Below are 15,064 nucleotides of genomic sequence, written 5' to 3' on the forward strand. Positions count from 1 at the left end.
ATGTACTGGACAATCTCAGTAGCCGTATCAGCGCTGGCTGCATACGGTACTGCTGAATTGTTATGGCTTAACCTTCTTTTAATCCCCCTCATTTTGACAAGTAAAAAAGACTTCCCCAATTTATTTATTCTACTGGCAATTAGTTCGCTTTCCTTTTGGCATTTCCAAAATTATATTTCAATGCATACGCCTGTCCCTGTAGATGATTCAATCACCCGGTCTATGAAATGGACAGAGACAGTTAAGATTGATGGAGGAAAAGTGAAAGGTTTTGCTGTAGATTCAACAGGCATTCCTTATTACGTCCTATATACCATTCAAACTGAAGAAGAAAAAAATCGTCTGTTGAAGATTTCCTTAGCGGGAAGGGAAATAACTGTGCATGGTACGGTTGAATTGCCAGAACCGCCAGCTCATGAGTTTTCTTTTAATATGAGTTCTTATCTGCGCATGAATGGTGCGGCCTATCTCTTTCGCTCAACTGAAATGGCTGTCCATGAAAAGGAGAATCGACTATCATCTCGTTTAACCGAGAGACGTGCAGCAGTAAAGAGTCATATTGAACGAGTTTTTCCTGCATCCTTGCAAACCGAAGCGGAAGCATTGCTGATTGGTGATCGCAGTGGAATGGATGCGGAACTTTCTTCGGTATACAGGACGCTGGGAATCACTCATTTGTTCGCAATTTCTGGGCTTCATGTAGGTTTGTTAACGGTTATGATGCGTATAACTGCCAAACGGTTGCGGATCCGTATGGAAACGATTGATACGATGCTGTTGTTCCTATTGCCTTGCTATGCACTGCTCGCAGGAGGTGCCCCTTCAGTCTGGCGTGCTGTCTCTGTTACGATGCTGCTGCTTCTGTCAGCTTCAGGCAGGCTGAAATTGAAAATGGACAACGCGTTGGCGTTGAGCGCATTAGGTTTTATACTCTTAAAGCCATATGTTTTATATCAGCCTGGATTTCAGTTATCTTATATAGCAGCTTTGTCATTGCTTTATTCCGCCAAGTATCTACAGAAACAACAATCGGCTCTTTTAATTTCAGCTAGCGTAACAGCAATCACACAAATTGCATTAGCCCCGATTTTGCTGGTCCACTTCTTCGAGTTATCGCTTTCCTCCTTTCTTGTGAATTTACTGTACGTACCGTTATATTCGTTAATTATTCTTCCAAGTAATATTGTCCTGTTAGTTGTTTCTTTACTTTCTAAAACAGCGGCTGGGCCCCTGTTTTTCATATATGAACCATTTCGAACTATCGTTGCGTTTCTTACAACTTGGATGGCTGGAGTGCCGGGGCAAGTGTGGATTGCAGGAAGACCAGGAACCGTATGGCTGATAGTGATGGTAATAAGTATCGCCTGTGCTTTTATCGTGGTTGAGCGCTGGAATAGGAAACTGACAGGGCTTGTAATTGTCCTTATTCCAGCGATACTGATCCAAGTCAAGCCCTATTTGGATCCTAATACGTATGTTTCCTTTTTAGATGTTGGTCAAGGGGATAGCATAGTTATTGAACTCGGCTATCGAAAAGGCGTATATGTTATTGACACAGGTGGAACTGTTTCCATTGGTCCTCCCACATGGAAAACACCAGAACATCCATTTGAGGTAGGGCGGCAAATTGTCGTTCCCTATTTAAAAGGTAAAGGTATTAGTAAAATTGACAAGCTGATCATTTCCCATGCACACGATGACCATATGGGAGGAGCTCATGAAGTACTGCAAGAACTCCGTGTTAAAGAAGTGCATGCACCTGCTGGGAGTTTTTCAGAAGAGAATATGGTTCCGGTTTTAACAGAAGCAAACCGCCAAAAAACACAAGTTCTAAGCAGGATTGCAGGAGATGAGTGGAGTAGAGGACAAACGAAATTTACTTATTTATCACCATTCGATGACAACTACTCACACAATGACAGTTCACTTGTATTACTAATGAAAAATGATTATGGCTACTTGTTGTTAACGGGTGATTTGGAACGTGAGGGTGAGCAGAAAGTCATTCGGAAATATGGACAGTCAAAACTTTCCCCGCTCATTTTAAAAATTGGCCATCACGGAAGCAAGACATCGACAACACAAGAATTTTTGGATTTCCTGCAGCCGGATATCGCAGTTATTTCCGTTGGCCGTACTAATCGATACGGCCATCCGAATGAAGAGGTCTTAGCTAGACTGCATGCTCAAAACGTGAAGGTGTTTCAAACGGGAGAACATGGGACTGTAATTTTTGAGATGGATGGAAGGAAAGTGAAAAAGACCATATCGAGATAAAAAAAGAAAGACTCCTATGCTGGAGTCTTTCTTAAGTTCAACTATTGTCTGATCAGCGTGAAGCGACTTCGACAATCGTAGCAATTACCCAAATTAAAGAGAAACCTACGAAAGATACAATGAAGCCAACACCTGAGTCAAGAAGATCATTACGTTTGGACTGGACGTCCTTTTCGAATTCGTTCATTGCTACACCTCCTGATTCAACTTCAAGTATAGAACAAAGGAGCATAAAAATCCATAGCAAAAAGGAGATATGGCAATTGCGTTTCAATTTGTCACAAATTCTCCATACACAACATTCGTCATGTATAATTAGAAACAGTGAATGAGGTGAAGAAATATGGTATCAGCAGCATGGAAAGAGATTAGAAAAAATCCAGAACAACCAATTTACTTATTAACTGGAACGGAAAGTTACTTATTGCAGGAGACGTTAGCTAAAATTATTTCCGAAAGCCCCGGGATAGAGCAGCATGATGTCCTTAACTTTGATTTAGAGGAAACCTCCGTTGATCGTGTAATTGAAGAAGCAGACACGCTTCCTTTCTTGCAAGACCGAAAAGTGATTGTGGCTAAAAATGCGTCATTCTTAAAAGCGAAAGAGCGGGGGAAAGAAAAGATTGAGCATCCGATCGACCAGCTGGAGGCTTGGCTGCAAGACCCATCCCCAACTGCGACGGTTATCTTTACAGCGCCATATGAAAAGTTGGACTCTCGTAAAAAAATCACAAAAGTGATGACGTCTAATGCGGTAGTCATTGAAGCGAATAAGTTGACTGGCAGTGACTTGACAGTTTGGGTACAACAGCAAGGGGCGGCGTTCGGAGTAACTATCGATCGGGAAATTGCGGACTACCTGGTGGAAACAACAGGTGAAAATATGATGCAGTTATCAAGCGAAATTGAGAAACTTGCTGCGTTTTTAGAAGGGGCAGGTACGGTAACAAAAGAGATTATTGATCGCTTAGTTCCGAGATCTCCAGAGACTGAAATTTTCAGACTGACGGATACGTATATAGCGGGAAATCGAGCGCAGACGCTGGCGGTGTATCATGATTTGTTGAGAAGCGGAGAAGAACCGATTGCGATGACTTCGTTAATCGCCGGACAAGTCCGACTGATGCTTCACGTGGGGACCCTGAAGAAAAAAGGGTACCATCAGCAGCAAATCGCCAGTACGCTGAATGTGCATCCTTATCGGGTGAAGCTCGTTATGAATAATCGAAACAGTCCTTCTGAACAACGATTGCTGCGAGTGTTAAATGAACTTGCGTCAATCGATTTGAAATTGAAATCCACTTCAGGCAGCCGGGAAAGAGTTCTTGAACTGTTCTTTATGGAAAAGTTGTAACAAAAAAGCTGTCCGTCTAATGACGGACAGCTTTTTTAAAAATTACAAAGCCTTTTTTGTAAGACGTGCTTTTTGACGTGCAGCTGTGTTTTTATGGATAAGGCCTTTACCGGCAGCAGTGTCCAATGATTTAATAGCAGCGCGCTTTAATTCCTCTGCATTGTCAGCTTTGTTATCGATTGCAACATCAGCTTTACGCAAAGCAGAACGCATTGCAGACTTTGTGCGTGAGTTTTGTTCGTTAATCGCGTTGCTTTGCTTAACGCGTTTGATTGCACCTTTAATGTTTGGCATTTCATTCACCTCCAGAAATCAGGTAAGAAGAGTGTTTCCACGATCTCTCGGATATCTCTTTATAACAAAAATAATTTTATCAAATTCACACCATTTATGCAACAACAAAACGCAGACAAGAAGAATATCCTGTCATAAAATCGACAAAGCATAAAAAGTAACCATCGCGTACACACTTGTAATAGAGGTGATGGTCATGGAAAACTACGACTTTTACAGGACGGATTTAGTCGTTGAGAGTGAAGAGATGGTGAGACACCGGACTTCCGAGGAAAAAGAAAAGCTTGATGAGTCAACAGGTATTATGTTCAATGAAGAAAAAAAGGGCAGAACAATTTTAACGACAGTTGTAGTGGATGAGGAAGGAGAGAAACGTATAGGAAAGAAAAAAGGGACGTATATAACGCTGACAGACCCTTTGTTACATGCAGATGATCACGAGGGCTTGACGAAATTAGCGAAATCGATGACATCTCAGCTTAAAAAATTGACGGAACCTTTGCAGCTGAACCAGGATAGCAAGATTTTGTTTATCGGTCTCGGAAACAAAGACGTTACACCCGATGCTGTTGGTCCGCTGACCATGGAACGTCTTAATGCGGTTGTCCCGGACTACTATAAAGAGGATGGCGCTGATATATATGTCTATTCACCTGGCGTAACGATTCAAACCGGTTTGGAAACAGCAGACTTCATCAAAGCCGTAGTTGACGTTGTACGTCCGGATTTACTTATCGTTATTGATGCTTTGGCAGCACGCGACAGTTCAAGGTTATGCCGTACGATCCAACTCACAGACACGGGAATTCATCCGGGATCCGGTGTGGGGAATAGTCGTAAAGAAGTCTCACAGGAATCACTAGGTGTTCCTGTCGTAGCGATAGGAATTCCCACTGTGGTAGATGGACCTGTACTCATTGCGGATGCAATTGATACATTATTTGGATACATGGCTGCTAAAATTGAAGAAGACAGTAAACCGTCTTCAAGATTATCGGTGACCCCATGGCTGCACTCGGATACTAAAAGTGCGGACCGCAAGAATTTAATTCCTGTATTCGGAGACTGGGCATCCTGGCCGCATGAGGAGCGCGTGCAATTGTTTGAAGAAGTCCTGTCCAATCATCAGCTGAAGACGTTTATTTCACCAAAAGAAATTGATGGCTGGGTGCAGCATTATTCGTCTGCATTGTCAGATTCACTTGAGTCTTGGATCCATAGCGTAAAAGAAAGTTCTTGAGTTCCTTCTCCCCGCATATAGTAGCTGAGACGGGGGGATGACTGTTGAAAAAAACACTGAAAATCTGGACTCTTGCTGTACTTATCTTATTTCTATTCCCGATCTTGCTTCAATTGCTTCCCGCAAAAGAATCGGACAGTTCTTCAGTAATGCTGAAACAAAAAGCCTACATCGTTTACGCATCGAATGTACTTGAAGCACCGAAACCAACGAGCGACAAGAAGGTCTTACTTCATTTTACGCATTCTGAAGAAGCTTATGAACCAATAACTCTAGCAACAGGAGGAAAAGTTGCAGTCTCTCACAAAACAGAAAACATATCTAAATTAGGCGAGAAACTTCAACTGCAATTTGCAGCATACGGAATAGAGACAGATATATTGCCGGTAGACATTCAAAAGATAATGGCGAAAAAGGGAATTCCTTATCATCGCTCCTATAAAGCGATTCGGCCGTATTTACAACAAACACTTGCAGATAAAACTTATGATATTGTATTGGATATCCATCGTGATTCGTTAACTGCAGACAGAACGACCGTCACAGTGGACGGGGAGCGATACGCGAAAGTAGCATTTGTCATAGGGAAAGAACATAAGAATTATACGAAGAATTATGATGTAGCCAAAGGATTGACTAAGCAAATGGAAGCAAGAGTTCCTGGAATAACCCGCAATATCATTGTTAAAGGCGGTGCGGGTGTGGATGGGAAGTATAATCAGGATCTTCATCCTGGATTTGTTCTGGTGGAACTTGGCGGAATCGGGAATAATGAAGAAGAGTTGAATCGAACGATTGCTGTGATTGCAGAAGCAGCCGCATCGTCATTTACAGAGGAGTAAAAGAGTGGAATAGACAGGATATAATTGAATACAGTTTTCAACAAGGAGAAGCGAATGCAGCTTCTCTTTTTTTTATGGGTCCGCATATGGTGCCGAAACATCGAATAAATCCATTGTTGAAAGGAAATGTGTAACACCCCTGCTCGGTTTCTGCTATAATTCATACTAGCCGAATTAGGAGTGAAAATTATGATGAATCATCAACAAAAATTGGATCGACAGAAAAACATACGAAACTTTTCTATTATTGCTCATATCGACCATGGGAAATCCACTCTCGCGGATCGCTTGCTTGAAAAAACAGAAACCATTACTGCGCGAGAAATGAAATCTCAAACCCTCGACTCGATGGATCTCGAAAGGGAACGTGGAATTACCATTAAACTGAATGCGGTTCAGATTTCATATACTGCAAAAGATGGAGAAGATTATACCTTCCACTTAATTGATACACCAGGTCACGTCGACTTTACGTACGAAGTTTCACGGAGTCTTGCTGCTTGTGAAGGAGCCATTCTTGTGGTCGACGCGGCTCAGGGAATCGAAGCACAGACGCTTGCGAATGTATACTTAGCTCTTGACAATGATTTGGAAATCTTACCGGTCATCAATAAAATCGATTTGCCTGCAGCTGATCCAGAACGTGTGAAAGACGAAATCGAAAATGTAATCGGCATCGATGCATCAGAAGCAGTCCTGGCATCAGCAAAATCAGGAATTGGGATTGAAGATATCCTCGAACAAATCGTTGAAAAAGTACCAGCGCCAATTGGGGACCCGAGTGCACCGTTGAAAGCGTTGATTTTCGACTCTCATTATGATCAGTACAAAGGAGTCATCGTTAACATACGTATCATGGAAGGTTCCGTTAAACCGGGCGATACCATTCGTATGATGGCAACTGGGAAAGAATTCGAAGTTGTGGATCTTGGAGTCTTCACTCCGAAAATCTCTCCACGCGATGAACTGACTGTTGGGGATGTTGGGTATTTGTCAGCAGCTATTAAAACAGTCGGGGACACACGAGTGGGAGATACCATTACTCTTGCAGAAAACCCAGCGGACAAAGCATTAGAAGGATATCGTAAGATGAATCCAATGGTGTTCTGCGGATTATATCCGATTGATACTTCAAAGTATAATGATTTACGTGAAGCGCTGGAGAAGCTGGAGCTGAACGACTCCGCGTTGGAGTACGAAGCTGAGACTTCTCAAGCCCTAGGTTTTGGGTATCGCTGCGGATTCTTAGGATTGCTTCATATGGAGATTATCCAAGAGCGTATTGAAAGAGAATTCAATATCGACTTAATCACAACAGCACCGAGTGTAATTTACAATGTTGTTCTGACGGATGGCAGTGAAATGAAAGTCGATAATCCATCAATGATGCCAGATGCACAAAAAACGGAATACGTGGAAGAACCTTATGTGAAAGCATCTATTATGGTACCGAATGATTATGTAGGAGCAGTTATGGAACTTTGCCAAAAAAAACGCGGTAATTTCCTAACGATGGACTACTTGGATTCTTCACGTGTCAATATTTTATATGAACTGCCATTAGCGGAAATCGTGTATGATTTCTTTGATCAGTTGAAGTCCGGGACTAAAGGTTACGCTTCACTTGATTATGAATTGATTGGCTATAAGAAATCCAAGTTGAACAAGATGGATATCTTGTTGAACGGCGAAACAGTTGACGCACTGAGCTTCATCGTACACCGTGATTTCGCATACGATCGCGGGAAAGCAATTGTTGAAAAGCTCAGATCTCTGATCCCGCGCCAGCAATTCGAAGTTCCTGTACAAGCTGCGATTGGACAAAAAATCATCGCTCGTTCGACGATCAAGTCGATGGGTAAAAACGTTCTTGCGAAATGTTATGGCGGTGACATCTCACGAAAGAGAAAACTTCTTGAAAAGCAAAAAGAAGGTAAGAAGAAGATGAAACAAGTAGGATCTGTAGAAGTGCCTCAAGAAGCATTCATGGCAGTCCTGCGTATGGACGAAGAATAATTGAATTACAAGCTGCACGAGCAGAGGGCCTATAGCCCTCTGTTTGGCGTTTACAGGAGGGAAAGCAACCAATGAGAGGTATCTACATCCACATCCCATTCTGCCACCAAATCTGCCACTATTGCGATTTCAATAAAGTGTTTTTTGAAAACCAGCCAGTGGACGAATACATTGAGACGATTGACAAAGAGCTAACGATCCTAAAACAAAGCGGTACCGATTTTACTAAAGTTGAAACGGTATTCTTTGGAGGAGGCACTCCTACAGCACTATCCGCAAAACAGCTGGATCGATTACTCGAAATAGTTCACAGCCATGTAAGTGTCATGAATCTGACAGAGTTTTCAACTGAGGCAAATCCCGATGAGTTAACATTGGATAAACTGAACGTATTGAAAAATGGCCAAGTAAAACGTTTAAGTCTTGGTGTGCAGTCCTTTGATGAAGACCTTCTTAAAAAGATAGGACGTTCCCACAGTCCGAAACAAGCGATAGATGTTGTCAATAATGCAAGACGAACAGGGTTCGAAAACATCAGTATAGATTTAATCTACGCATTGCCTGGCCAGACACAAGCTCAATGGCAAAACACATTAGACCAAGCATTGGCACTTGAGCTTCCTCATTATTCCGGGTATTCACTAATTATAGAACCGAAGACGGTATTCTATAATTTGATGAACAAAGGACGGCTGCCGTTACCAGGTGAAGATGAAGAGACAGTCATGTTTTCAGAACTAATCAATCAAATGGAGAAGTCCGGCAGATCACAATATGAAATCAGTAATTTCGCAATTCCTGGCCGGGAGTCTATTCACAATATGATTTATTGGGAAAATGATGAATACGCTGGAATCGGCGCTGGTGCACATGGTTATCTTGGCGGAGTGCGCTATGCAAACATTGCACCGCTTAAACGCTATATGGAACATGTAGAAACTGGAGACTTGCCGATTATAGAAAAGAACACTGTGACTCCCAATGAAAGCATGGAGGAAGAAATGTTCCTTGGCCTGCGAAAAACTGAAGGGGTATCCATAAAACATTTCGCAGAAAAGTTCGGGGTTACATTAGAAGAAAAGTATGGAGCAGTCATACAGGATCTTATAAAAAAAGACTTGGTTGAACGGCATGAAAATCGAATACGTCTAACGCGAAATGGAATTTTTAAGGGCAATGAAGCGTTTCAACAATTTCTTGGCTAAATCAGATTCAAATGTTTGACACTTCTCTTTTGATTTGATAAATTATGAGTAGTATTAGCACTCATTCATAAGGAGTGCTAACAGGAGTGATGATTATGTTGACAAACAGACAATTGCTTATCTTGCAACTGACGGTTAACGACTTCATCGAATCCGCTCAGCCTGTGGGCTCCCGGCAGCTTTCCAAAAAGGAGGAAGCTCCTTTTAGTCCGGCGACCATCCGAAATGAGATGGCGGATCTTGAAGAAATGGGTTTTCTTGAGAAACCCCATACATCTTCCGGAAGGGTTCCTTCTGAAAAAGGATATCGATTTTATGTCGACCACTTGCTGACACCTCAAAAGTTGAAAATGGAGGATAACCTTCAATTACGCTCAATCTTTCAGGAGAAAGTGCTGGAAGCGGAAGTACTCATTAGAAATTCAGCATCTATTCTTTCGGAACTGACAAACTATACGACTGTTTTACTTGGTCCGGATACTACGGCTCATAAAGTGAAGCGGTTTTCAATAGTTCCACTGTCAGGGACGAAAGCAGTTGCCATTATGGTAACAGATAGCGGAAGAGTAGAGAATCATGTTTTCGATGCATCTGACGGATTATCGCCATCGGATATTGAGAAAATGGTCAATCTCTTGAATGAGCGGCTAGTCGGAACACCGCTGTCTGAAATACCGCGCAAACTAGCTACTGAATCGAAAATGCTATTTGAACGTCATGTCAAAAATGCAGGTAATATACTTACCTCCATTCAAGGCGCAATGGCAGGGAAATCTGAAGAACGGCTATTTTATAGCGGTCAGATGAACATGATGAAGCAACCGGAATTTAATGATGTACAAAAAGTGAAAACGTTTTTAGAAGCTATTGAACAAGGAATGCCGCTCACATTGTTCAAAAATGATCTTGCTGGCATACAAGTGCGTATCGGCTCTGAAAACAATGAGCATACATTAGATGACTTTAGTGTAATCACAACAGCGTACGCAGTTGGCACCGATATGACAGGCTCGATTGCAATTATCGGGCCAAAACGCATGGATTATGGAAGAGTGATTACATTGCTGGATATTTTAAGCGATGATCTTTCTAGCGCACTGGCAAGACTCACAATTGATGCAAGAACGGACAGGAGGAACGAATCATGACAGAAAAAAACCAAACATCTGAAGAGCTGGAAACTGAAACTTCTGTACATCAGGACGAAGCAGTGACTGCTGAAACAGTTGAAGAAGACTCAGTTGAGGTGGAAGAACAACCTGCACTTACAGCAGAAGAACTTAAGGATGCTGAAATTGAAGAGTTAAAGACAAAGTTGCAGGAAGAAGAGAACAGACGACTGCGTGTCTTAGCAGACTTGGATAATGCACGCCGAAGAGCAGCGCTGGATAAAGAAGCCTTGCAAAAGTACCGGTCACAGGAAGTATTGACGAACCTTGTTCCTGTACTGGATAACTTCGAACGCGGACTCTCGGTGAAAGCCGAAAGCGATGATGCGAAGTCACTTCTAACTGGAATGGAAATGGTCTTCCGGAGTTTGGAAGAAGCCTTGAAATCATCGGGATTAACTGAAATTGAGGCAGCTGGAATCGAATTTGATCCAAATTTCCACCAGGCAGTAATGACGGATTCCGATGACAATTATCCATCAGGATCTGTGCTTGAAGTTCTACAAAAAGGGTATACGTTGAAAGATCGCGTACTCAGACCGGCAATGGTTAAAGTAAACGAATAAGCATTCAACTAACAAACTTTGATGAACAAACATTAGGAGGAATTTTAATATGAGTAAAATTATCGGTATCGACTTAGGGACAACAAACTCAGTAGTATCTGTATTTGAAGGCGGAGAAGCAAAAGTAATTCCAAATCCTGAAGGTAACCGCACAACTCCATCCGTTGTTGCATTTAAAAATGGAGAACGTCAAATCGGTGAAGTAGCGAAGCGCCAGTCAATTACAAACCCAAACACGATTATGTCAGTTAAGCGTCACATGGGTACGGACTATAAAGAAAAAGTTGAAGACAAAGAGTATTCACCACAAGAAATTTCTGCAATGATTCTTCAATATATGAAAGGTTATGCAGAAGAGTATCTTGGAGAAAAAGTTTCTAAAGCAGTTATAACAGTTCCTGCTTACTTCAACGACGCTCAGCGTCAAGCGACAAAAGATGCTGGTACGATTGCTGGATTAGAAGTAGAACGTATCATTAACGAGCCAACAGCTGCAGCACTTGCTTACGGGTTAGATAAAACAGATGAGGATCAAACAATTCTTGTTTATGACCTAGGCGGCGGTACATTTGACGTTTCTATCCTTGAACTTGGAGATGGAGTATTCCAAGTCCGTTCAACTGCAGGAGATAACAAACTAGGTGGAGATGATTTCGATGATGTCATCATCGATTACTTAGTACAAGAGTTCCGTAAAGAAAACGGAATCGATCTTTCTAAAGATAAAATGGCAATGCAGCGTTTGAAAGATGCTGCTGAAAAAGCGAAGAAAGATTTGTCAGGTGTTACATCTACACAAATCTCACTTCCGTTCATCACAGCAGGAGAAGCTGGACCGCTTCACTTGGAGATTTCGTTAACTCGTGCTAAATTCGACGAATTGACAGCTTCACTAGTTGAACGTTCAATGGTTCCAACTCGTCAAGCTATTAAAGATGCAGACCTTTCTCCATCTGAACTGGATCGCGTAATTCTTGTAGGTGGTTCTACACGTATTCCGGCAGTACAGGAAGCGATTAAGAAAGAAACGGGTAAAGAGCCATTTAAAGGCGTAAACCCTGACGAAGTAGTTGCAATGGGTGCGGCTGTCCAAGGTTCAATCCTTACTGGTGATGTGAAAGACGTAGTATTGCTTGACGTTACACCGCTATCACTTGGTATTGAAACTATGGGCAGTGTGTTCACAAAACTAATCGACCGGAATACAACGATTCCAACTAGTAAATCACAAGTATTCTCAACTGCTGCTGACAACCAGCCAGCTGTAGACATCCACGTACTTCAAGGTGAGCGTGCGATGGCAACTGATAACAAAACGCTTGGTCGTTTCCAGTTGACTGATATTCCGCCAGCTCCACGCGGCGTGCCGCAAATCGAAGTAACTTTCGATATCGACAAAAACGGTATTGTTACAGTTAAAGCGAAAGATATGGGCACACAAAAAGAGCAAAACATTACAATCCAATCGAGCTCAGGTCTTTCTGATGATGAAATCGATCGTATGGTAAAAGACGCTGAAGCACATGCGGAAGAAGATAAGAAGCAAAAAGAAGAAGCGGACCTTCGCAACGAAGCTGACCAGCTCGTATTCATGGCTGAAAAGACTTTGAAAGACTTGGAAGGAAAAGTTTCTGAAGAAGAAGTGAAAAGTGTGGAAGATGCGAAAGAAGCATTGAAAACAGCTATCGAAGCAAACAACCTGGAAGAAATGAAAGAGAAGAAAGATGCTCTTGAACAAGTCGTTCAGCAAATGACGATGAAAATGTATGAGCAAGCTCAAGCAGAAGCAAATGCACAAGGTGAAAATGCAACTGATTCTGATGACGGTGTTGTTGACGCTGATTTCTCAGAAGTAGAAGACGACAAGAAAAACTAAATCAGTAACTGATTGACGGAAAAGTCAAAGTCCGATATTCCGGCTTTGGCTTTTTCGTTTGTTACCAAACTTACTCAAAAAGTGTTACAATGCACACAATGCTAAATGAGTTTCGGGAGTGTAGACAATGAGCAAACGCGATTATTATGAAGTGCTTGGTGTGCCGAAGACGGCTACCAAGGAAGAAATCAGGAAAGCGTATCGTAAGCTTTCCAAGCAATTCCACCCTGACTTGAACAAAGAGGAAGGCGCGGAAGCGAAATTTAAAGAGGTAACAGAAGCATTTGAAGTGTTAAGTGATGAAAATAAGCGTGCATCCTACGATCAGTACGGTCATGCAGATCCGAACCAAGGCTTTGGCGGTGGAGGATTCAGCGGCTTTGGCGGCGGTGATGGATTTGGATTTGACGACATTTTCAGTTCTTTCTTTGGGGGCGGAGGCGGCAGCCGACGTCGCGATCCGAATGCACCACGTAAAGGAGATGACCTGCAATATACGATGACCGTCGATTTCATGGAGGCCGCGTTCGGTAAGGAAACTGAAATTGAAATACCGCGAGAAGAAGTTTGCAGCACTTGTGATGGATCTGGTGCGAAAAAAGGCACTTCAGTAAAAACGTGTACAAATTGTGGCGGTTCAGGACAAATTTCTGTTACTCAAAATACCCCGCTTGGTCAGATGGTGAACCGTAAAGTGTGTAACGTCTGTCAAGGTACAGGTAAAATCATCCCTGAAAAGTGTGAAACTTGTCACGGAAGCGGAAGAGTTAAAAAACGCAAAAAAATCAAAATCACAATTCCGGCAGGTGTCGATGATGGGCAGCAATTACGCGTAGCGGGCCAAGGTGAAGGCGGCGTGAATGGAGGGCCATCAGGCGACCTGTACATCGTATTCCGCGTACGGCCTCATGAGAAGTTCATCCGTGAAGCCGATGATATCTTGTTGGAGGTCGCACTGACATTCCCTCAAGCAGCTCTTGGAGATGAGATTGAAGTGCCAACGATTCACGGATCTGTGAACTTGAAAATTCCTGCAGGTACTCAACCGGGTACTACATTCCGTTTACGCGGAAAAGGAATTCAGAATGTACATGGTCATGGAATTGGAGACCAGCACGTAATCGTGAAATTACTGACACCTAAGAAAATGACGGAAAAACAAAAAGAACTTCTTCGGGAATTCGCTTCCATAGATGGGGATGCACCAGGAGAGTATTCAAGTTCACTGTTTGATAAAATCAAACGATCGATTAAAGGTGATTGAAAGGACTGAGCGTACGTGAAATGGTCTGAAATAGCGATTCACACGACAAATGAGGCGACTGAAGCAGTTGCCAATATCCTGCATGAGGCAGGGGCAAGCGGTGTAGTCATTGAAGATTCGGGCGAACCAGAGCGCACTCATGAAGATCGTTACGGAGAAATCTATGACTTGGATCCCCAAGACTTCCCTACTGAAGGCGTTTTAGTGAAAGCCTATTTACCAGCAAGCAGTTTCTTAAAAGAAACGGTACAGGAAATCAGTGAATCCATTGATAAATTAAAGCAATTTAATTTGGATACAGGGAAGAAAGCCATCACGACAACTGAAGTGGATGAAGAAGATTGGGCAACTGCTTGGAAAAAGTATTATCATCCAGTAAAGATTTCAGGCCGTTTCACGATTGTTCCAACATGGGAAACCTATCAGCCAGTGGAATCCGATGAGCTCATCATCGAACTGGATCCAGGCATGGCGTTTGGTACGGGGACTCATCCGACAACCGTCATGTGTCTGCAGGCACTTGAAAAGTATGTGAAACCAGAAGACTACGTGATTGATGTTGGAACAGGCTCGGGTGTTCTCGCAATAGGCGCGACCTTGTTGAATGCTCAACGAGTATTAGCTTTAGATTTGGATGAGGTTGCCGTTCGCTCAGCCAAAGAAAACATTGAGCTAAATCATTGCGATGAAAAAGTAGAGGTTGTGCATGGCAACTTGCTGGATTCTGTAAAAGAGCCGGCAGATTTAATCGTTGCGAATATTCTGGCTGAAGTGATTGTCACATTCTCTCAAGATGCCTATCAATTATTAGCAGAGAATGGACTGTTTATCGTTTCCGGAATCATCGGTGCGAAAAAAGACTTTGTAAAAGAAGATCTCATTCAAAAAGGATTCGAAATCGTTGAATCTGTTGTAATGGAAGATTGGGTTGCTTTGATTGCCCGTAAACGGGGGGAATAAC

The 15,064-nt window shown here is 42.5% G+C and carries 13 protein-coding genes; 11 read left to right on the top strand and 2 right to left on the bottom strand.

From position 1 onward, the window contains the following. Positions 1-2,277: a DNA internalization-related competence protein ComEC/Rec2 gene (locus tag PGH26_RS06050; protein WP_323693099.1), complete on the top strand. Its 2,277-nt coding sequence runs from the start codon at positions 1-3 to the stop codon at positions 2,275-2,277. 52 nt (positions 2,278-2,329) lie between these two features. Here PGH26_RS06050 and PGH26_RS06055 read toward each other — a convergent pair whose 3' ends face one another. Then, the gene (locus PGH26_RS06055) at positions 2,330-2,464 is read right to left on the bottom strand and encodes a YqzM family protein (protein ID WP_116016761.1); all 135 of its coding nucleotides are present in this window, start codon (positions 2,462-2,464) and stop codon (positions 2,330-2,332) included. 156 nt (positions 2,465-2,620) lie between these two features. On the opposite strand from PGH26_RS06055, the gene holA reads away from it, so the two are divergent. Next, positions 2,621-3,631: a DNA polymerase III subunit delta gene (gene holA / locus PGH26_RS06060; RefSeq protein ID WP_323693100.1), complete on the top strand. Its 1,011-nt coding sequence runs from the start codon at positions 2,621-2,623 to the stop codon at positions 3,629-3,631. A gap of 42 nt (positions 3,632-3,673) precedes the next feature. Here the strand turns inward: holA and rpsT are convergent, their stop codons facing one another. Continuing rightward, positions 3,674-3,925, bottom strand: coding sequence for a 30S ribosomal protein S20 (rpsT, locus tag PGH26_RS06065; RefSeq protein ID WP_025784807.1), 252 nt, complete (start codon positions 3,923-3,925; stop codon positions 3,674-3,676). 196 nt (positions 3,926-4,121) lie between these two features. Between rpsT and gpr the strand changes: the two genes are divergently transcribed. From gpr to prmA, 9 genes are all read left to right on the top strand, one after another. Beyond that, the gene (gpr, locus tag PGH26_RS06070) at positions 4,122-5,165 is read left to right on the top strand and encodes a GPR endopeptidase (protein ID WP_323693101.1); all 1,044 of its coding nucleotides are present in this window, start codon (positions 4,122-4,124) and stop codon (positions 5,163-5,165) included. A gap of 44 nt (positions 5,166-5,209) precedes the next feature. Continuing rightward, positions 5,210-6,007: a stage II sporulation protein P gene (spoIIP, locus tag PGH26_RS06075; RefSeq protein ID WP_323693102.1), complete on the top strand. Its 798-nt coding sequence runs from the start codon at positions 5,210-5,212 to the stop codon at positions 6,005-6,007. 192 nt (positions 6,008-6,199) lie between these two features. After that, entirely contained in the window at positions 6,200-8,023 is a 1,824-nt protein-coding gene (lepA, locus tag PGH26_RS06080; protein ID WP_431312537.1) for a translation elongation factor 4, read from the top strand. 71 nt (positions 8,024-8,094) lie between these two features. Next, a complete protein-coding gene (hemW, locus tag PGH26_RS06085; protein WP_323693104.1) occupies positions 8,095-9,228 on the top strand; it encodes a radical SAM family heme chaperone HemW in 1,134 nt (377 codons plus the stop codon). 95 nt (positions 9,229-9,323) lie between these two features. After that, positions 9,324-10,376 carry a heat-inducible transcriptional repressor HrcA gene (gene hrcA / locus PGH26_RS06090; RefSeq protein WP_323693105.1) on the top strand — a complete coding sequence of 351 codons (1,053 nt, stop codon included), beginning with the start codon at positions 9,324-9,326 and terminating at the stop codon, positions 10,374-10,376. Continuing rightward, positions 10,373-10,963 (top strand): nucleotide exchange factor GrpE, encoded by a 591-nt coding sequence (grpE, locus tag PGH26_RS06095; protein WP_323693106.1) that lies wholly within the window; start codon positions 10,373-10,375, stop codon positions 10,961-10,963. The genes hrcA and grpE overlap by 4 nt, the downstream gene beginning before the upstream one ends. 49 nt (positions 10,964-11,012) lie before the next feature. Then, the gene (dnaK, locus tag PGH26_RS06100) at positions 11,013-12,839 is read left to right on the top strand and encodes a molecular chaperone DnaK (protein WP_323693107.1); all 1,827 of its coding nucleotides are present in this window, start codon (positions 11,013-11,015) and stop codon (positions 12,837-12,839) included. Between the two features lie 127 nt (positions 12,840-12,966). Beyond that, positions 12,967-14,103, top strand: coding sequence for a molecular chaperone DnaJ (gene dnaJ / locus PGH26_RS06105; RefSeq protein WP_323693108.1), 1,137 nt, complete (start codon positions 12,967-12,969; stop codon positions 14,101-14,103). Positions 14,104-14,118: 15 nt separating this feature from the next. Beyond that, positions 14,119-15,063 carry a 50S ribosomal protein L11 methyltransferase gene (prmA, locus tag PGH26_RS06110; protein ID WP_323693109.1) on the top strand — a complete coding sequence of 315 codons (945 nt, stop codon included), beginning with the start codon at positions 14,119-14,121 and terminating at the stop codon, positions 15,061-15,063. The last annotated feature ends 1 nt before the right edge of the window (position 15,064 follow it).

This window comes from Sporosarcina jeotgali, from assembly GCF_033304595.1.
GTDB lineage: Bacteria > Bacillota > Bacilli > Bacillales_A > Planococcaceae > Sporosarcina > Sporosarcina jeotgali.